Raw genomic sequence first — 20,514 nt, 5'->3', positions numbered from 1 at the left:
AAAAGAGCGCCTTGTGCGCTCTTGTTGGTTGACGCATAAATTGTAAATCAACCACATATAGTGAAAATGATAGCAACATAAAGTGAAAAGGGGTTTTCACCATAACTTGTAAACTAACGACTCTGGTCTAACCTGCCATCAGGTTACCAGAGTCGTTCAGTTATGAAACCACGCAAGCTTGGCAAATCTACCAAAAAACACATCTATGGCTTCAATAGCATAAAGTCGGGAAAGCACTTCAGAGTCGAGTCGGGCAACGAGTTTGGTGCTTGTTATCATCTCGAATATCTAAATTCCGTCGCTGCCTTTGAAGCTCAACCCCTTGGGTATCAATATCAGGAATATCGTCGCAAAGCTCAGTATACGCCTGATTTCAAACTTACAGATCAGCAGAATAAAGACAGCTACCTTGAAGTAAAGCCTGCAGACAGGGCTTCCACATATAAGTTTCAAGATACTTTTGAGTGCAAGCAAAAAGCGGCTGAAGCAATGGGTGTTCCACTGACTCTGCTGAAAGATTCAGATATTAAGCGTGAGCCCCTTCTGCGGAATTTAAGGCTTTTGCACAAATACAGAACTGATTCTGAATTGACTATCAAGCACTGCAAGATATTAGAAATTTTTAACAGCTATCAGAAGCTATCTATCTTTGATATCAGCAAAGTCTTATCTATAGACAAGAAGGAGTGCTATCCGCTTATTTATGACCTTTTAGCCAGAGGAGCACTAACCCCGGTATGCAGTCTTGATGACACACCTTTAACCAGCAACTCGTTAATCCAGAAAACACCATGAACCGCTTTATTGAAGGTGCAAAAGTGCGGATTGAGTCCTTGGAAGGAAAGACTCATGAGTACCTTCTCGCTTCCCGAGAAGGTGAAACTTTTCAGCTGGATAGTTTGCTTGTGGAGAGCCGAACTATAGAATTAACCTTGCAGGAATTGCAAAGTGCCTTGTCAAAAGGCAGGCTTACTTTCATCCACTCATCGGAAGATGAAGATAAAAAGTTAGCGGCAGATTTAATGTCCTTTCCTGAAGAAGTAAGGGCAGAATCACTTCGACGGTATAAATATGTTACAGGCCTTATAAATCGGGGGGTTCAATATTGGAGTCCGAATTACATTGAAGACCTGATACCCGATATCGCAGTTGAGCTTCAAGACCCTAAGCCCCCAAGCTGGTTAACAATATGGCGCTGGCACAAACAGTACGTTCAGGCAAACTATTCAATCTTAGGCTTGTATCCTGCTAACCGTAAAAAAGGAAATAGAAAGAGTCGCCTGAAAAAAGAAGTCGATGAATCTATACAAAAAGCCATTACCTATTATCAGAATGAGCTCCGTCCTGACGCAAAGGATGCATATAATCGCTTGGAAGAGTACATCGTCGAAGCTAATGGCATTCGCCACGAAGATGATAAACTCGTCATACCCAGCTACAGAAGTTTTCTTAGACGTTTGGAAAAAATAGTACCGTATGAAATAGCAAGAACCAGACACGGAAAGCGAAAAGCTGATATCGAATACAATAGTATGAAAGATGGTGTAGTTACTGAAAGAGTTATGGAAAGAGTCTGTGTTGACCACACTAAACTAGATTTGTTCGTTATCGACCCAGAAACCCTAATCCCTCTTGGCCGCCCATGGCTTACTCTGGCAGTCGATGAATATTCAAGATCTATTGTCGGTGCATATATTTCGTTTCGTGACCCTGATTTTATTGTTCTGGTTAAATTGATAAGGAATATTATCGAAGATAAACAGTATATAAAAGAAAAATACCCATTCATTGAGAATGATTGGACTTGCTATGGATGCCCGGAAGTATTTATTTTTGACAATGGGAAGGAATTTTGGTGCAAAGATCTTGAAATAGTTCTGGCAGAACTAAATATCCAATATTCATTCAACCCAGTACAACACCCATGGCTGAAAGGAAAGGTTGAAAGAAAATTTGGAACAATCAACACCGAACTTATTTCTCAAATGCATGACAAGACGTTTTCTTCCATCGCCAAACAGGATGACTATAACCCAAAGAGAAATGCAGTCATCCGATTTAATTCACTTGTTGAAATATTCTACAAATGGCTTATCGATGAATACCAAGTGTCACCTACAACGAAGGACGAAATCATTCCTGACTTATACTGGTTGAAGTCTGTTGAAGATTACCCTCCAAAAATGATTGAGCCAGATCGATTGAATATCGTTCTTGGGCGTACAGAGGAAAGCAAACTGAGAAAAGGAGGTATTTATTATAAGAAATTAAGGTATGACTCAGAGGAGCTTGCAAGCTACAGAACCAAAACTGGAGATAAAGTAACAAAATATAAAGTTGATCCGGATGACCTTGGCTTTATCTATGTCTTTAATGAAATTGATAACAAGTACATGAAGGTTTTTGCCGTTGACCAAGAATACGCCTTAGGTCTTCGCGACAACCAGCATGATGTACATATTCGATATGCAAGGGAAGTGATAGGAAAAGATTACAGGCATGAAGATGTAGTCAGAGCAAGGCTCGAGATACAAAGAAGAATTCAGGAAGAAATAGATTCCTGGATAGAAATGCCAAGTAACACTTCAATCAGCGGAAGTTCGGCGGCTGCAAAATACTGCGACCTCGGGCAAGATTCCAACTCAAGCCTATCTGAAGGGCTTTCCTCACGTGAACCACAGAAAGAACAGAAAAAAGAATCAGAAAGCACAATAGTTACCATTGAAGAATTCGATGATGACGATGTGCTTGATACCTCTGGGTGGCGGAGTAACATGTGATGAATGAGCTTTATGAGCGGTATAACTCCATAACAGAAGAGCAAGATGAAAAAATAGAAAAAGTAAGAAACTGCTACATCAGCTCTCCAAATCTGGATCGTATTCTGGCGGACATACATCGTTGCAGGAAAATATCCCAAAGAGGGGGATATCCTGACTGCATGCTGGTGCTGGGTGAACCTGGTGCAGGAAAAACGACGCTGAGAAAAGAATATTTACGGCCAAACCCTATAAGAGAAGAACCTGAGGGCTCAGTTATCAATGTATTTTCAAGTGATTTCCCTGATCAACCCGTACCAAGACAAGCAGCCATCTGCTTTTTACAGGATCTTGGCCATGAACTGTCACCCAAAGGGCTTTCAGCACCCGAGCTAACAAGAGTATTGGCTAATTTAATGATTCACTGCGGCGTAGAGATCAGCCTATTGGATGAATTCCAACATCTTATCGAAACAAAATCCTATAGGGTTCTTGAAGATGCGGCAAAGTGGTTAAAAATTTTGATTAATAAGTCAGGCCTTCCTGTTGTCCTCTTTGGTATGCCGTATAGTAAAATTATTCTTGAATGTGATGATGCCCTTGCTGGACGATTTATGATCCAGAGAACAATAGAGCCATTTAGGATTATCAATAAAGAGCAGCGACAAGAATTCCGAACATTCTTGAAAGTATTTGACGATAGTTTGCCATTTTCAAGAAAACCAGGACTACATGAACTGGAGTTTTATCCAAGGCTCTTTGCTTTCTCTAAAGGCAATATGAGAAGACTGAGAGTTCTAATCAACTATGCCGCAGTGGAAGCCATACTGAATAAAGATGATGAGTTAAATATGGAGCACTTCATAGCAGGCTATCACTATTACATGGAGCATATTACTAAAAAGGATCAAATTGACAGTGCTGAAAAGTTAGAGGCTCAGCCCAATCCATTTGACACCCCTGTTGAGGAGCTAGAATTCAGGCAAATGGAATCCACATCTTATTGGAAAATGGATGCTGGAAAGGGGGAGTCCCGTATAGTTCCGGCAAAGTACACACGATTGATACCACTGCGCACTTTATTGAAACGCAGATAATCAGTTTATTGTAGAAGTCGCACTGATCAGCACCATACCAGATGGTTTTTATTTTATTATCAGGTCAACCCACGACTTCTACCATTTTTATGGTATCTCGTACTCCTGAACACCAGCAGAGGCTAACAAATCGTAAAAATCTGATACCCTGTTTCTATGGCCCCTTTGCTGACAATAGGAGAAGATTGCCCTTTGTTTAGCACGAGACAATGCAACAAAAAATGTAGATAGTCCTTCAGTGTCGCCTGGTTGGTAGGACCACCAAGCATTGTCATCAATCCCCATAAAAATAGTCGTATCAAACTCCAGTCCTTTGCTTTTATGAATAGTCATTAACGGGATATGATTGATGCCTTCAAACTCATCCAAGCAGTTTCTCCAAGAATTTTGTATACCAACGCAGCTCGCAAAAAAGGCTTCAAGTGCTTCCAAGGTTATTTCAAGGAGGTCGCCTGTAGCATAACGCACATATGCCTTTCGAAGGTCATTTAGATCAATGAAAGCTATGATTCGATCGAAAACAAGGCGACTATTTTCTGATGTAAACGGTTGTAGCATCAAGCCTCTAAGCTCAGAAATAAAGTTCGTTATCCCCTGCTCAACCTGCCTCAGTGCTTTTTCATCTTCTTTGTTTGTATTTCGCAGTAGCTGTATAGCTGCTGATAATTGACTCCAAACTTTTGCATTTCGCTGTCCAAATCCCAACCTTAGCAGGCTAGAAAACAGAATGGTCAAGTCTTCGGTAAGCAAGTCCTGAAGCGTAGTTTTCCCTATCTTCACACTTTCATTTCGTAAACTAAGTCCGTGCTGTGTTAAGCAAGTGGATAGTTGTTGCTCGTAATCCTCAGGTCTTTGTCGCACAAGAACTGAATAGTCTCTTGGCTTCAGTGATCTACTTCGCATGTCATCCACAATCCACTGTGCCAAATAACTAGCCTCATGATCAGTGTTATGGCTAACACAAACCCATGAGGCATTACCTGGTATTTGATTGTGATTAGTTGTTTGTACCTCTCCCACCTCATGGTCAATTGCTCGTGCGATAACATGCTGTATCCTCACCAACTCAGATGATGATCGATGATTAAGCAGCAGTGGATATCGTTGTGCAGAAAAATCAGCCTCAAACTGACGAAGTGCATCACTACGGGCTCCAGCCCAACCCATAATCCGCTGCTTATAATCCCCCACCACCGTTACAGATGTTTCACTATGACCAAAAGCTGACAACAGGAAGTCATACTGGCCAAAAGTCGTATCTTGGAATTCATCAACGAAGACAAATGGGTATGTCGCTTTTATAGCTCTGCATACATGATTATTAGTACGAATGATATATTCCGCTAGCCTATTCAAGGTAGTAAAGGACAGTCTTGATTTGTCGTTGCTGGAAGCGCTTATTTGCTTAAGTAACCAGTTAAAAATGATATAATCTTTGGCAGATTGAGGCGCTTGGAGACCACCTGCAGGAATCCTCCAAGTACCAATTGTGTTGCTTTCAAATGTCCTATCATCCAACTGCCTAACTGCTGTTGCGATCACAGCCCGGTAATTATCAGGAACACTGCGTTCTAGTTCCCTCCAAAAATTTCTTACCTGTGTGCTATTCGGATAGATAATTTCATACTGTTTTGATGGCTTCCAGTCGCCATGAATTGCAGAATAAAACCGGTCAACTAGATTTTTGGTAAATGCATCGAAAGTCATCGAAACAAATCTGTGGCCAAGTTCCTGAGAGCAACGTTCTTCCACCCGATCAGCAAGGTTTTTTGCAGCATCGGTTTTGAATGATATAGCTAAAATTTTCTTGTTTTGTGGGCACAGGCCTGTCTCAAGCAGATATGCAGCCTTTTGCGCTAAAAACTCTGTTTTACCAGCTCCTGGGCCAGCAATAACGCTTGTGGATTCCTGACGCCTTAATGCAAGCCAAGCATTTGGTTCAAGATTGTCTACCCCTTTGGGGCGCCAGTGTTCTGGTAGAATAAACTTCATTCTTTACCCCTAGCCTTGAAGAACAGCGTGTATAGACCGAACTAAGGCTTGCAGTTCTTCAGGTGCACACTCAGCTAACTGTGCTGAAGGAATTGTTCCCAGCACGCGAATGTGCGTACTTGGTTTGCCTCTACCTAAGAACAGATATCTGTACCACCGCAAATTTAGCAAGTCATTTGCGTAGAACTCAGGATGACCTTCATCTCCCAGAACAGCGTTACCCGGTTGGCCTCGTGTCGATGGTCCTGAAGAGCTTTCGTCTGGAGCAATTCGATATTGATCTGGAAATGCTCTCAACATCGAATAATCAATGTCCAGTGGGCTTGAGAAGTAAACATTGTGACTTCTGAGAGCAACAACCCAAGTGTCAATATCATCAGAATTATCATCTGGGAAGGTATCAAATGCATCAAGATTACGTTGGTATCCTAATGGATCAGGATCTTGAAAAATTGCGCTTGGATTAACACCATACTCTATCAGCTTTGCACATGCGTTTTTGATCCTTCCCCAGCCACCACCGTGCCTTCCCCAATCCAGATCCAGCAATGTGACAAAAGGTATCTCTAGGTCCGTCAACAAGCGCCACATATGATTCACATGGCGACCCCCTAATGGAACCATTGCAACAAAAGACTTATCTATTTGTACACCCATAGCTTCTGATATAGCAGGAAGGATTACCTCTTCTGAAGCCCCTTCTCCGAGAACAACAACCTTAGCGAAGTACAGCTCTGGATAGGCTTTTACTGCTTGCTGGATATACTTTGCAGCTTCATTCCCATCATCGGGCAAAGTCAGTTGTCGAACAACTGTCGTATTTGACCCTGATGCCAGCCTGAAGTGCCTTACTTGTGTTGGTTGAATTCTGGCGAGGATGCTGGGTGAATGGCTTGATATCACGGCTTGTGCCCGTAAGCCATGCGTCAGGCTAGTAATCTGACTTATAATTCGAGATAGATAGTATGGAGCCAGGTTGTTCTCCGGTTCCTCAAGCGCCAAAATAGTCAGCGAGGGCAGTGGTAAGCTTGCACCAAGAAAATCCTCACACTCTGGCTGAGCCAAGATCTCAGCTTCAACATCAAGAGTTGTTGAGGTCATAGCAATGTGGAACAACGAGCTTTGGCCATCACTTAACTCATCAATGCTCCTATCCCGGCCACTTTCATCTGGATGCAAAAGCACCTCAACCTTTCGCACAAACTCTTCAAAGCGCAGGTCTACCGGACGAAATTTAGGTGTGCTGTCAGTCCCTGCGGAATGCAGCTCCTGCCAGCGCTCAGTCAGCTTTCCGGTGACGGTACTAATCGCATTTTCACCCTCAAAGGCCTCATTAAGCTCTGTAGCCTTCTCCCTAAAAGATGTACGAACTTGTTCTGACCAGTTGATAGCTTTCCAAAGCCGCCCTTTCAAAAATGCGGATACCTGAGAAACTGCACACCTTGTCGCTGGCACATAAATCAATTGGATACGAGAGCGATCTGCTGGTCGTACATTATGAAAATCAGTTTCTTCTGGCTCTCCCCATGCTGTAACTGCCCGAAACTGGCTTGTAATATATCCATCTACTGAGCCATCATCTTCCCATTCTGCGTCCAAGCGCAAACGGCATTTCAGTTTGCCACCCTCATCTGTCACACTCATATGGTGAAAGAAATCTGGTATTGCAGAATGATCACCGCCTTCGTCGTCTAACTCAGGGAAGGCGACAATGGCCTCAAGAACTAAAGTCCGCTTACTGGGGGGGACTTCTTCCGTAGAAGGAATATGAAAGTCCTGACGACGAATAGCCCGTTGTTCATTGGAAATGCCAAACATTCGCTGCAAGGCCTGCATCAAGACCGTTTTTCCAGCACCGTTTGCTCCAACCAGGGTGGTCAGATCAGGGGCAACTGCTATGTTTTCCCCTTCTGGCCCAAAGCTCCTAAAGTTCTTTAGCTTAAGTGTTTCAATATACACTGTGGTTTTCCCTATCTAATCCATACCCGCATATCGTGTAGAGCCTCTCATACAGGCTTATCACTAATAACATCCGGTCATGAAGCTTGTGTTGGCTTACGGGTTACAAACGGTTAGCAATGCAAACAATTCTTCAAGATCGCAGCGACAAAGAATGGGAAGCTCTATTGCAAGTGTTGATAGAGCTTCAAGGCATAGACTTTTGTGACCGAAAATCCGCCAAAAAGTACCAATACTTCAGTTCACCACATCCGCTTGATACAAATACTTCTGAAATCCTCTGAACGTCTGCCCAATCGCAGCTGGTGAACCAAGCACTGCAGCAGCATCGCTGATGGTGTTGTACTTCAACTCAACCATGCTGCGCATCTTGGTCTTGGCCAGCTCATCAACATCATCCTGCACATATTTATCCAGTACAAAGTCGATAAATTCCTGCTGTTTCTCATCACCGAAAGCACTGTAAATAAGCGGTCTGGCCTTTTCGACGCGCTCCTGGCGTGTGCATGGTTCAGCGGCATAAGCGATATAAGCAAGAACGTCGTACACATCACTGTCCTGGGCATCAATCAGCTCTTTCATGCTGTCGAGTTTTTCATCGTCGTAGCCAGCCTCTGCGAGATCCTCACGCAGTTTTTCCCGTGTATCCGGGTCGCCCCAGATTTCCCGCAGCTGATCTTCGTTAGTGAAGAAGCGGGGCAGGTCTTCAAACATTTTCTCAACAAACTCTTTTGCGGTAATGGGCTTGCCGTCAGGCCCCCAGTACATCACTGAAGAGATATGCTGAATCTGCCGGGCCTTACCATCATGGAGTTTAATGGTGATCTTCTCAGGCTTTGGTGGTGCCTCACAGCTGCACGGTGATGTGCCACAAATTTCACAAGCTTCCGGTGCACAGGCACAAGGCTGCTGACCGCATTCCGGACAAGGTGGCTTGGGGCAGGCGCAAGGAGAGAAGCCACACTCAGCACAAGGCTCCTTCACGCAGGCACAGGGGCTTTCTTCACATTTCTTGCAGGGCTCAGGAGGTAAGGGTTCGCCATCCCATTCCGGGTCAGAAAAATTATGGTGGGCTTTCACAAAGTCATAAATAGTGAAAAACTCTTTGCCCTCGTACACCCGCGTACCACGCCCGATAATCTGTTTAAACTCGATCATATTATTACAGGGGCGCATCAACACAATGTTGCGCACGTTGCGGGCATCGACCCCTGTTGAAAGTTTGCGTGACGTTGTGAGAATCGTGGGAATGGTTTTCTCGTTATCAGAGAACGTTTCCAGGTCATTTTCACCGGCTGCGCCGTCATTGGCGGTGACACGCACACAGTAGCTGGTGTTGGTGGTCCAGCCCTTTTTTACTGCGTATTGATTGATAAAGTCACGCACCATACCGGCATGCGGTTGAGTGGCACAAAAGACGATGGTCTTGTGTTGCGGATTCATCCGATCCATCCAGTAATGTACCCGCTTCTCTTCACGGGCGGGAATGGTAATGGTTCGGTTAAAATCGCCTTCTTTATACAGCTTACCCGGCTCGGGCTCACCCTGAATCACTACGCCGTCACCGGGGGTATACACATACTCATCCATCGTGCCGACAATGGGGTACACCTTGAATGGGGTTAAAAAGCCGTCGTTGATACCTTCTTTCAAGGTATAAACGTACACAGGCTCGCCGAAATAACCATAAGTGTCGGCATTCTCGGTGCGTTTCGGTGTGGCGGTTAAACCCAGCTGCACGGCTGGGCTGAAGTAGTTGAGAATCTCCCGCCAGCTGCTTTCATCGTTGGCACCACCCCGGTGACATTCATCAATCACAATAAGATCGAAGAAGTCCGCCGGATAGTCACCAAAGTACGGTGCTTCATTCCCGTCTTCATCGGTTCCGCTCATAAAAGTCTGGAAGATGGTGAAGAACACGCTGCCATTCTTGGGCACCTGCCCCTTTTTTTTGATAGCATCCGGCGCAATGCGCACAATGGCATCGTCACCAAAGGCTGAGAAGTCGTTAAACGCCTGATTCGCAAGTACATTACGATCAGCCAGAAACAGAATCCGTGGGCGACGTTGTGAAGCATCCGGGGCTTTCTGTGTACTCAGGCTCCAGCGGCTTTGAAACAGTTTCCATGCAGTCTGGAAAGCGATACAGGTTTTGCCTGTGCCGGTCGCCAGTGTTAACAAAATGCGGTTTTTCCCTTCGGCGATCGCTTCAAGGGCATTGTTGATGGCATTTTCCTGATAGTACCGTGGTTTCCAGTCGCCTTTGGCTTCAAAGGGAATGGCGCTGAACCGGTTGCGCCAGACGGTTTTATAATCAGGCGCACCTTTATCTGTTTCAGCAAAGGTGAGTGCCCATAATTCATCCGGGGAGAGGTACTCATCAACCAGTTTCTCTTCCCCGGTCGCCATATCAATCTGGTAGATCTCATGGCCATTGGTGGCATAGGCCAAACGACACTGGAGCCGCGTGGCATAATCCTTTGCCTGCCGTACCCCTTCGGTGTAACTCAGGCTCTCTTTTTTCGCCTCGACCGCCGCCAGTTTACGGCCCCGGTAGATCAGTACATAGTCGCTATCCACCGTTGGTCCACGTTTGCCACCGGTTAAAATCATGCCAGGGCAAATCAACTCACGGCGAATATAACTTTGCGCCACCACACTCCAGCCTGCGGCTTTGAGCTGTGGGTCAATCAATTCTGCACGGGTATCGGCTTCATTACGCGTCCTGGCGTGGCTCATTAGGCGACTTCCTTACTCGTTAGCTGGCCGGAAAAGGCGTGTTGTAGGATGGATTTTTTGAGTTCGTCGAGAGATTCTTTTTTTCTTTTATATATTTTATTCAAAGCATCTATTTGCATAGAAAGGCGGTCTAATTGACTTACAATCTTTTTAGATATGTTGGCTTCAACCTTTGGAACAGGTATTGAATTGAGAGCCTTTTGATTCAGTTTTGGTTGAGCCATGCCGGATACAAAAGGAGCTAATGAAATTGAGTTCAGGTAATACTCTATGAACTTACGTTCATGGGAAGTAGCAAAGCGGAGAACGTGAGCATGATTATTCACCCAGTATTTTCCAGTTGCGGTAAATGCAATTGGGTAAGTACGGGCCAACAAATTTGCCCCATCCTCAGAAACAAGGAGAAGATCTTCATCGAAAAGGTAACCTTCTACATAATCAACGATTCCAGATGCACCATAGTAAGGGTACTCCCCGTGAATCCGATCTTTTTTGGTGATAGGGACTCGCTGACGGTCTAAGTTTTCAGCAATATCTGCAAGGGATGATTCCCCCCCCTCACCACACTGGCTAAACACCTGCTGTAGGTAACTTTCAAACAGTTCACGGGCGTTTTTGAGGTTTTGTTCGGCAAGGGCGCGGGCTTGCTCAATCTCGGCAAAGGCTTTGTCCAGAATGGTGACGATGCGTTTTTGTTCTGGGATTGTGGGAAGCGATACTTCTGTATTTTTAATTTTCTGCTGCGAAATGTTTGGTTGTGCATTCCCAACAGCCTGAGCAACCAGCAGTTGTTTATGATTTAAGAAAAAGTAATACAGGTACTCAGGTAGTACCTGATCATTTGGATAAATACCACATACAGCCTGATTTGTTGCTGCCTCAAAGCGCAAAATACCAACCTCACCAGCTGTCGCACCATACATAGCAACTAAGACGGTATTTACAGGGAATACTTTTGCTGAAGAACCCTTCAAGCCTGCTTGTGTGATGAAATTTTTAGTGCTGGTAATGTTCCTGTTTCCAACCTCTCCACTCAATAGCCAAGGAACCTCCCCTCCTTCATAGAACTCTTTCTTACTTTTGAGAGGTGTTCCTCCGGCTGCTGTCTTACAGAAGTCTGATATTTTCATCACAGCAACTCCTGAATACTAGCCAGAATCGCTTCACTCTCTTTATCCAGCGCAATGATTTCTTCAATAATCTCAGTAGGTGTACGCAGCCCTACTTCATCATCCACATTGGGATTTTTCACCGACAAATCCCATGTCTTTTCATCCAGTGAGTCAACTGCCAGTGACCAGGATTTCTGCGAGGGTTCAAAGGTCTTCTGCAGAGTCAAAAAATCCTGCATATCATTGTCGTTTAACGGATTGGTTTTGCCCAAACTGCGCCCCGGATCAAGCTGATAAAACCAGACGTTTTTGGTGGCTTCACCCTTGGTAAAGAACAACACCACGGTTTTAACCCCAGCTCCCAAAAATGTTTTGGCCGGGCAATCCAGCACCGTATGTAGGTTGCAGCTTTCCAGCAGCTCCTTACGCAGGGCAATGGCGGCGTTGTCAGTGTTCGACAGAAAGGTGTTCTTGATTACCACTGCTCCACGACCACCGGGTTTGAGCATCTTGATAAAGTGCTGCAAAAACAGAAAGGCTGTTTCACCGGTTTTTATCGGGAAGTTCTGCTGCACCTCTTTGCGCTCTTTACCCCCAAACGGCGGGTTGGCCAGAATCACATCGTGTTGATTGTCAGGCTGAATATCCTTCAGGTTTTCGGTGAGGGTGTTGGTGTGGATAACGTTAGGCGCTTCAATGCCGTGAAGGATCATGTTCATGATCGCAATCACATAGGCGAGGGACTTCTTCTCCTTGGCGTAGAAGGTTTTCTCCTGCAGGGTTTTCAGGTCATTGGTAGAAAGTTCCTTCTTTGCGGCACCGCCCCCACGCAAGTAGTCGTAGGCTTCACACAGAAAGCCTGCTGAGCCTGCTGCACCGTCGTAGATGGTTTCCCCTATTTGTGGCTGCACCACATCAATCATTGCCCGGATCAGTGGCCGGGGTGTGTAGTACTCACCACCATTGCGCCCGGCATTGCCCATGTTCTTGATTTTGGTTTCGTACAGGTGGGAGAGTTCGTGCTTCTCTTCCTGAGAACGGAAGCGCAGTTCATCAACCTTCTCCAGACAGTCCCGCAGAGAGTAACCGCTCTGGATTTTGTTTTTGATCTCGCCGAAGATCTCCCCAATCTTGTACTCGATGGTGTTGGGGCTGGCAGCACGCTGCTTGAAGCCTTTCAGGTAGGGGAACAGTTCACCATCGACGTATTCCATCAGGTCGCTGCCGGTCATGGCTTCGTTGTGGTCGAAGTTGCCTTTAGCATCCTTCGGCGCTGCCCACTCGCTCCAGCGGTGAGCCCTGTCGATGATGTACTTGTATTCTTCGCCCATCATCTCGGCTTCCTGGTCACGCTGGTATTCAAGATCATCCAGGTACTTCAGGAATAGCATCCACGACGTCTGCTCGGTGTAATCGAGTTCACTGGAACAACCAGCATCTTTGTGAAGGATGTCGTCTATGTTCTTGAAGGTTTGCTCAAACATATGGGCTCGCAACGGCTTTGGTAGTGTGCGCTGATGGTGTAGGCACGCAGTTCTAAATGCAGATATTTTGCCTGACTGCGAGGTGTTTGTCTCAGCGTGTTAGCCCCATTGGTTAACGGGGCTTCGAATACTTCCCGAGTCGCTCACCGTTAATTGAAGAGGAAGTAGTTGCTTCTACGTAAGCTTGAATGGTTGCAGGTCAGGCTGCTTCGAGAACAGCGTCTGTTTGTTTAACAAGTTCATTAAAAAATCTCAGGCACCTATCCAGTTCATCACGTTTTACAATGTGTGGACCATTGATGTTCACGTCCATTCGGTGAACGGCTTCTCCCCGCTTCTTGATCCAGCTGTTGAGCTGGGCTCTGGCCTGTTCCTGGCCGATATTTGACCAGAGCCAATTGGCAGTGACATCAATGCCAAAAAAATCTTCAAACAGGTGCTTGGTTTTCAAGGAGTCTGGTGTATTGAACCGTTTTAATTCTGTTTTGAAGTTCTTCTCCATGTAGTTACCCACATGACTGCCTTGGAGCACTCCAAACTTCCGTTCAAACAACTCTGTTGCCACATCTTCAACATAGGTTTCCCAAGCAGTAAGAATCATGATCAGAGTGGCTCGCTTCAATACTTCAGGGCCAGATGCAGGCCCTTTATTGTTGATGGAGTCATAACAGGCCAATAATTCATCTACATCATTGGTTGCAATCAGAAAATTCTCAAGCGCTTTGGACATCACTGTTCTCTTACTCATTATGGGGAGGCGTCTTGCTTCCTTGGCCGGTGATGATTATGCCAACAGAGAGTGGAATCTCAAACTGGTCTACTTTGCGTGATGTCATTGCAGATACACATCTGATGTCGTATGGTCAGCAAAAATAAGCCGCATAAACAATAAAAGAATGGAGTCTTAATGAGTAAGCAGTCTATGGCTAAAGTACCCAGCCGTAAGCAGAAACTGGAACAACTGATTGGCGAGTTGCAACAAGGATTGCTGGAAAGAGAAACCCAGACAAAACTGATATTGCTGGCAGCACTGGCTGGCGAACATGTTTTACTGCTCGGTCCTCCAGGCACAGCAAAAAGCGAGCTGGCAAAAAGACTCAAAGAAGCTTTTGTTGAAGCCAACTATTTTGAAAGATTGCTTACCCGATTCTCTGTGCCTGAAGAGCTGTTCGGTCCTTTGTCCATTCAGTCACTGGAACAGGATCAGTATAAAAGGCTGACAAGCGGCTATCTGCCCCAAGCCTCCGTCGCTTTTATTGATGAAATCTTTAAAGCTAACAGTGCGATTTTGAACAGCCTGCTCACCGTATTGAATGAGCGGAAATTTGATAACGGAAACCGAAGAGATAACATTCCATTGATCTCGGTTGTTGCGGCCAGTAATGAGCTACCAGAGGGTGAAGAGCTCAATGCTTTGTATGACCGGTTCATGCTCCGCTGCTATGTGGACCAGGTCAGTGATGACAGTTTTGTTGAACTGTTGCAGCTGGATAATCAGAACTGCAGCCCTGATCTGGATATCAGACTTCGGGAAGATGATCTCCTGGAGGTTCAGGAGCTGGCGCAGAAGGTTAAGGTGCCTTCTGCGGTTATTCAGCTGATGAAAGAGTTTCGAAAATACCTTGCTGAGGAAGAAATCTACGTTTCTGATCGTAGATGGCGCAAGATCGTTAAACTATTAAAAGTTTCTGCATTCACCAACGGTCAGAATGAAGTCAGTGTGTACGATGCCTGGTTGATACCCCACTGCTTATGGGAAAAGCCTGAGCAATTTGATGGGTTGCAGAAGCTTTATCATGAGCGGATAGCCATAGATGGGGATGTGAGCTTTACTAAATTAACGTCCATCGTTAACACATGGGAATCCATACTTGAGGGTGATAGATGCAAGCAAAAACACCTATATAATCAAGATGGCAATCCACTTTTTAAAGGTGAAAAACTCGAACCCATCGAGACGCCAACAAAGAATGTTCAAAAGAAAAACAGCAAAGGCAAATTGCTTTATATAGATAACAGGAGTAAATCAGAAACTACGAGTACTCATGACGACTACTATGGTGATGAAAACGAACCTGCTTTGGAGACCATACACAATGAACCTTACATGGTTGCCGTTGAGTATTCTCAAGCTCATATTGATGGACGCGTATCTCAGGTTACCCCTATCAAAAATGATGTAGACCTTTTTTTCAATAGGCTGTTAGCTCATAAAGAAAGTGCAGACTCCCTTCTCAGTAATCACGTATGGGCAGATAAGAGCATACTTCCAGAGATAACTCATAGTTTGGATAGAGCCACAGATCAAGTGCAATCACTGCAAGACAGAGTTCTGAAGATTATTTCCGGCTTTGAGTCCCTCCCTCTTGAGCAACATATTGATGGAGTCATTGATTTTTCATCGTCAGCTGAGAACCCTGTAGAGGCACTGGAAGGTGAAATTGTCGATTAAACATGCTGAAGACAGCCATAAATTGTTAGAGCTTTCTCAGCTTGAGAATAAATATTCGCCATTTGACCTGTTGCCAGGTGCGCTACTTGCTCCAGTGTTATCACACTCAATGGGGCTTCCTCTCCAAAGAGCTGTAGCTGTTAATGAATTAAGGGAAGAGTTACTTCAGGGGCAACTACCAGATCAAGAACTTGCTTGGCCAATGAAGCAAGTTCAAGCCCAATTGCTTCAGCTTTTGAAACAGTTAGGAATTGTGCGCTATTGCTACCAGAACGAAGAAGTCACTGATGCTCTTCTAGTTGATATTCTGAAAGCACTTGATGAACAAAATGGTGTTTATCTTCAGCGATACCCTGCACTGGTTGAGCTATTGAAGAAGCAAGAGCTGGAGAAGCTGGAAGAAGCCCAGAATGCGAAACGACATCGTAAACAGAAAAAGCCAGACAGAAGGAGCAAAGGTCAACGGGTAGAACTCACAGCAGATCGCATAATAGAGCTGGAAACAGTTGCTGAGCAGGAATGCTGGGAAGCCCTTTTTCCTAAGATTTCGGCTGCGTTGGATCGGCAGTGGCTTGAGCGTCTTGAAGTTTGGAGAGAAGTCGAGTCGGTTTTTCGTGACCTCCAGCTTGTTGCACGACTTGGCTACGATCTGTGTAAAGGTATTTTCCAAAGTCATGGCTGGCTAAACATAGTGCGTCTCAGGGAGTTGTTGGAAAAACTTCCGGAGCTACAGGATGTCATTCGCTCACTGGGACGAATGCAGCAAACGGATGGGCAGCCAATACTGGAAACCATTATGGAAGCTGTGAAAAGACAGCAAGATGGTGTTCGGGAAGTCAAAAGCCCTCTGGTTCCAATGGAAATGCGCGGTGTTACACGCAGCGATTCCATAAACCGAATGCTTCCACAAGAAGCGGCTTTGCTCGGTCATCCTGTTTTGAAAGGACTATGGCATGCGAAAAGATCTGAACAGGCTTTGTTGAGTTATGCGGTAGAAGGCGTTGAACTGGAAAGTATTACGACAGAGGTGGAAGAACAACAGGAGATCACAAGAGAGGGTAAAAGCAAACGCCTTGATAAGGGACCTGTTCTGGTTTGTCTCGATACGTCGGGCTCTATGTCTGGTACTCCTGAGCAAATAGCGAAAGCCTTGGTATTGGAAACATTAAGGGTTGCTGGAAGCGAGAAACGGGATTGCTATGTATACCTCTTTGGCAGTACTAACGAAGTTGCTGAAATGGAATTGAGTGCTGATAAAAAAGGCATGGATCGTTTAATTTCATTTCTCTCCATGTCATTTGGTGGCGGAACAGATGTTCAAGGGCCTGTAGAGAAAGCCCTGGAGCAATGCAAACAGGAAAAGTGGCAAAAGGCAGATATCCTGATCGTCAGTGATGGTGATTTTGGCTATGCCGACAACTTACTCCAGCGGGTAAAAAGACGGAAGACCACTCACGGCCTGAGAGTGCATGGCGTACTTATTGGTCATGAAAGTTCGATGATGGAAAAACTGTGTGACCCATTACACCAGTTTGACGATTGGAGGACGTTGCTCAATTGAGGGGTTAAATTACAACTCCCAGTCAAAGAAATCTCTGATATTCACCCCCAAAGCCCTGGCCAGTTTTTTCATGCTCTCCAGGGTGATATTTTTTTCCCCTCTATCAATATCCCCGATATATGTGCGATTTAACCCAGCTTTATGAGCAAGCTCCTCCTGAGTAATGCACTGCTCCTGCCTGATTTCTCGTAAACGGTTTCCAAACTCTTTCTAAACTGTAGCCAAGCTCAGCATCCCTCTGAAATGACAAATCTGCCGGAGAGGCAGCTTCCAGAAATCGAAGCGAAGGATCGCTCCGACCGCTATAAATTTTCAACATATGCTTCATTAGAAGGCACTAATTTTCATTAATTGTATCATCCCTGCATTTTCATCTTATTCGACATACTCTACACACCATGGAGAACAGCAAATTCCATTTACACTTTATGCGTCAAACAACAGCGCTCTTTTTTGTCGTTTGAAGCATAAACTAACAATTTGGGCGTTTTTTTAGCTGCTGAGAAAATGCTCTTCAAAGGCGTAAGCGAGATTGCAGATACCTCTGCGGGACAGAGCCTTTCCAAGCCGTGAAAAGGTCGGCGCTGACGCCAGCTGCGCCTCAATGTTCAGAGGGCTGCGACCGACTGCCAGCTTGAATATGGGGTCTTTACGCAAGTGATTGCTGTCATTGGCATTCTGATAACCACACGACATTTGCAGCAATCTCGGTACCAGAAGATCCTGAATGGGATGGTCAATATATGATTGATGATGCTTATCCTGTATTGCCTGGACGAAAGACCGTCAACGCCCAAACCAATTGAACTAAGAACCGGGGCGGTCATCAGGCCCGCCACTATATCAGGATGCCCCTGCACCGAAGAGCAGGGGTTATATTGATGGTAAACCGAGCTTGTCAAAGAACGCTTTGTTTCTCTCTTTCGCAGACTGTACCAGCCGGTTATAGGAGATGACCTCAATAAAGGCACCGTAGCTTTTGCTGTAACCAAAGTAGCCCATATGATCATGAGTCGGGGTTAAATCAAAGATACGGCATCGTTGCACTACCGTTGGTGTGAGGTCACATATGATATAGCAAAAACCCGGGACATCCCGTGAGTTAGGAATGAGTCTACCATTCGCTGTTTTTGCCCGACCTTCACGAATACGATCCAAATAGCCCAAGGCCTGCTCGATTGGATCTTTCTCTTCCCCCTCTTTAGCATCATTGCGCATGGGTCTTTTGATCTCGACCACCGTAATGGAGGCCAACGGTAAAGCTTTTTTATCGGCTACCAGAATCGGGTTGTCACAAATATTAAGAGCACACAGGTCCGGCTCTTTTCCAGAAGCATCGCCTGTAATTGGCATGGTGACTAAGGGCTTGTCAGAGGCTAGATAGTCATGAAACGCCAGTCGTTCATCAATCAGCCAGAGATTACAGGCATCAAGCGGCGTCTGGGTCGAATCCTTTTGCATTGGCATAATCAGCTGGTGAATCAGATTTTCACGAGCGTACTTGCCATCATCTAACTGTTCGATATGTTTTTCCAACAAATCGATTATTGTCCGACGATGGGTAACGTAATTGGCCAGATCTGACTGTTTGAAATCCTGTGCTTTTTTCAGGTAGTCACTGAGCCGGCTCTGGTATTCCTGCAGGTTACTTTCCACAACCGGATTCATAATTTCATGCCCCTCATCAAGAAGGGTCTTTTCTGCTTCGTAGTATTGCTTGTGGAGATGTAGCTCAAGCTCTTTATCAGATACTCTGGGGTCAACCACAAGATCACTTTCATCCATATGACTCATAATTGAGCGATAGCGTGGTGCTTTTTGAGCCACAAAAGCATTCACACGCTCCCTGCCTGCTTTCATGTTTTCCTGAAGATAGCCGGAAAGATAGGCTTTGGTTCTCGTAACTACTGCTTCCCGGATTTCACTGAGGGAAATCTCTAAATCACTGGTAAGCCCTTCGACATTTTCAGCAATATTGAATGCCGTTCTCTCTGAACGGACATGCTCATCAAGATAGGCAGAGGTGACATAGCAGGCGTAGGTAAACTCACCGGCATCATCGGATATCGTTCCAAAGAGCCCAGGCACTTTCTTGCTGATAGACTCTTCTTTAACGACACGATTGGCTGCACAAAGGCACATTGAATGGTTTTTGTTCACCCCTGCGCGAAACTTGATGTGAGTCAATTCAAAAATATAGCCCTTTAAGCTGACTTGTTCTGCCGTTGCTGCAGAGTGCATACAACGATCATAAATGCGGCTAAGTGAAATATTTTCAGTGCCGTCTTTCACAACAATATTTGGCGAAGCCGGGCCTCTGACGAAATACCATAGACAGTGTTCGAGTAAAGCCTCAGCAATACTCAATGCGGTCTTACGGCAGCTTATGTAATAGTCTTTTTCAAACCCATCAAGTTTTAAAATTGTCCGTACTGTTTGATCATGAACCTCTACGGGAGATTCTGCCTGAACCCCCTGTCGGGATGAAAAAGAGAAATTTCGACAGTAGAGCTTCCCCCCCTGATGGAAAACACTGTCAACCTCGGCGATATCAAACGCCTTCAACCACATGAGTCGTCCAATACCCCGGCAACCTTTGTCGATCTTATGATCTGAATCCAGTGTTTCAAAGGATTCCATGTTGGCCTCATTGAAACCAACACCGTTATCCGTGATAGTGAAGCCTTTGATGACTTCCTGCTCACCTCCTTTGTCGGAGTGCATCTGTTGCTGGGGGTTACGGACAATCTCAAGCGTAATCTGACCATTTGCCAGCCTATCGGCTTCTTCGAGAGACTGAATCGAGTTTACAACGGCTTCAAAAACCGGCAGCAGGCCATGGGTTTTCGGCAAATTGGTATTCCGCAACCTTCCGGCAAGATTGGTATGAAGACTCATTATCACTCCCTTGGAAACAGCCAGATAGTTGTTTCTCACTAGTCGCAGATCATAGCAGACAGAGTAATTTGCACCCAAAGAGAAAAAATAGACGCTGCGGCGTGCAGTACTGTATAGCGGGTTTCCCCCTGCCTGATTTTTTGGAACCCGTTCATTCCTTTGGCCGGATTGCAATCATCAGCTGTCAGTGACAACCGGCTGGTTTTATTTGGGCCAATCATCCTGTCGTAATCGGTATCCTGGCCAACCTGCTGGGTTTTGTCTGCAGTGGCCTGTTCAAGGGCCCCCCCTGTCTCACGACAACAAACACCATCCGGTCGCCTGCAAAAACTGGGTACCCGAATGCAGGCCTTTTTCCACAAACCCTGAGCAATGCATTACTGCCTGTTAACCACGTTTATCCCATGGCAACAGGCAGCATTTGCACATTATTGCTGCAACCGGGCCAAGGCGTTCTACTT

13 protein-coding genes and 1 pseudogene are annotated in these 20,514 nt (G+C 45.4%); 5 read left to right on the top strand and 9 right to left on the bottom strand.

Annotated features, from left to right (window positions below; all coding sequences use genetic code 11):
* The first annotated feature begins 162 nt into the window (after positions 1 to 162).
* The 3 genes from AC27K1_RS00450 to AC27K1_RS00440 are packed head-to-tail and all read left to right on the top strand — an operon-like array spanning position 163 to position 3,856.
* On the top strand, positions 163 to 795 hold the full coding sequence (locus AC27K1_RS00450) for a TnsA endonuclease N-terminal domain-containing protein (protein ID WP_487147466.1): 633 nt from the start codon (positions 163 to 165) through the stop codon (positions 793 to 795).
* The gene (locus AC27K1_RS00445) at positions 792 to 2,780 is read left to right on the top strand and encodes a Mu transposase C-terminal domain-containing protein (protein ID WP_487147465.1); all 1,989 of its coding nucleotides are present in this window, start codon (positions 792 to 794) and stop codon (positions 2,778 to 2,780) included. Before AC27K1_RS00450 ends, AC27K1_RS00445 begins: the two co-directional genes overlap by 4 nt.
* Entirely contained in the window at positions 2,780 to 3,856 is a 1,077-nt protein-coding gene (locus tag AC27K1_RS00440; protein WP_487147463.1) for a TniB family NTP-binding protein, read from the top strand. Before AC27K1_RS00445 ends, AC27K1_RS00440 begins: the two co-directional genes overlap by 1 nt.
* Positions 3,857 to 3,943: 87 nt before the next feature.
* Here AC27K1_RS00440 and AC27K1_RS00435 read toward each other — a convergent pair whose 3' ends face one another.
* The 6 genes from AC27K1_RS00435 to AC27K1_RS00410 all read right to left on the bottom strand — a co-directional run bounded on the left by AC27K1_RS00435 (position 3,944) and on the right by AC27K1_RS00410 (position 13,890).
* The gene (locus AC27K1_RS00435) at positions 3,944 to 5,848 is read right to left on the bottom strand and encodes a UvrD-helicase domain-containing protein (RefSeq protein ID WP_487147461.1); all 1,905 of its coding nucleotides are present in this window, start codon (positions 5,846 to 5,848) and stop codon (positions 3,944 to 3,946) included.
* Positions 5,849 to 5,857: 9 nt separating this feature from the next.
* Positions 5,858 to 7,807, bottom strand: coding sequence for an ATP-dependent nuclease (locus tag AC27K1_RS00430; protein WP_487147460.1), 1,950 nt, complete (start codon positions 7,805 to 7,807; stop codon positions 5,858 to 5,860).
* Positions 7,808 to 8,044: 237 nt separating this feature from the next.
* Complete coding sequence (hsdR, locus tag AC27K1_RS00425) at positions 8,045 to 10,546, bottom strand: EcoAI/FtnUII family type I restriction enzme subunit R (protein WP_487147458.1); 2,502 nt, start codon at positions 10,544 to 10,546, stop codon at positions 8,045 to 8,047.
* Complete coding sequence (locus tag AC27K1_RS00420) at positions 10,546 to 11,676, bottom strand: restriction endonuclease subunit S (protein ID WP_487147456.1); 1,131 nt, start codon at positions 11,674 to 11,676, stop codon at positions 10,546 to 10,548. The genes hsdR and AC27K1_RS00420 overlap by 1 nt, the downstream gene beginning before the upstream one ends.
* Positions 11,676 to 13,142 carry a class I SAM-dependent DNA methyltransferase gene (locus AC27K1_RS00415; RefSeq protein ID WP_487147455.1) on the bottom strand — a complete coding sequence of 489 codons (1,467 nt, stop codon included), beginning with the start codon at positions 13,140 to 13,142 and terminating at the stop codon, positions 11,676 to 11,678. Before AC27K1_RS00415 ends, AC27K1_RS00420 begins: the two co-directional genes overlap by 1 nt.
* 199 nt (positions 13,143 to 13,341) lie before the next feature.
* Positions 13,342 to 13,890, bottom strand: a complete 549-nt coding sequence (locus AC27K1_RS00410) for a HEPN domain-containing protein (protein ID WP_487147453.1) — start codon at positions 13,888 to 13,890, stop codon at positions 13,342 to 13,344.
* Between the two features lie 159 nt (positions 13,891 to 14,049).
* On the opposite strand from AC27K1_RS00410, the gene AC27K1_RS00405 reads away from it, so the two are divergent.
* Both AC27K1_RS00405 and AC27K1_RS00400 read left to right on the top strand, forming a co-directional pair.
* A complete protein-coding gene (locus tag AC27K1_RS00405) occupies positions 14,050 to 15,594 on the top strand; it encodes an AAA family ATPase (RefSeq protein WP_487147452.1) in 1,545 nt (514 codons plus the stop codon).
* Complete coding sequence (locus AC27K1_RS00400) at positions 15,578 to 17,155, top strand: VWA domain-containing protein (RefSeq protein WP_487147450.1); 1,578 nt, start codon at positions 15,578 to 15,580, stop codon at positions 17,153 to 17,155. The genes AC27K1_RS00405 and AC27K1_RS00400 overlap by 17 nt, the downstream gene beginning before the upstream one ends.
* Positions 17,156 to 17,164: 9 nt before the next feature.
* Here AC27K1_RS00400 and AC27K1_RS00395 read toward each other — a convergent pair.
* The 3 genes and pseudogenes from AC27K1_RS00395 to AC27K1_RS00385 all read right to left on the bottom strand — a co-directional run.
* Positions 17,165 to 17,350, bottom strand: a pseudogene (locus AC27K1_RS00395) (helix-turn-helix domain-containing protein); the annotation flags it as partial.
* A 297-nt stretch (positions 17,351 to 17,647) separates the two neighbouring features.
* On the bottom strand, positions 17,648 to 17,923 hold the full coding sequence (locus AC27K1_RS00390; protein WP_487147982.1) for a transposase: 276 nt from the start codon (positions 17,921 to 17,923) through the stop codon (positions 17,648 to 17,650).
* A 105-nt stretch (positions 17,924 to 18,028) separates the two neighbouring features.
* On the bottom strand, positions 18,029 to 20,053 hold the full coding sequence (locus AC27K1_RS00385; RefSeq protein WP_487147448.1) for a hypothetical protein: 2,025 nt from the start codon (positions 20,051 to 20,053) through the stop codon (positions 18,029 to 18,031).
* Between the last annotated feature and the right edge of the window lie 461 nt (positions 20,054 to 20,514).

This window comes from Kistimonas ophiarachnellae (assembly GCF_057552235.1).
This window is presented reverse-complemented; position numbering and strand designations above follow the sequence as displayed.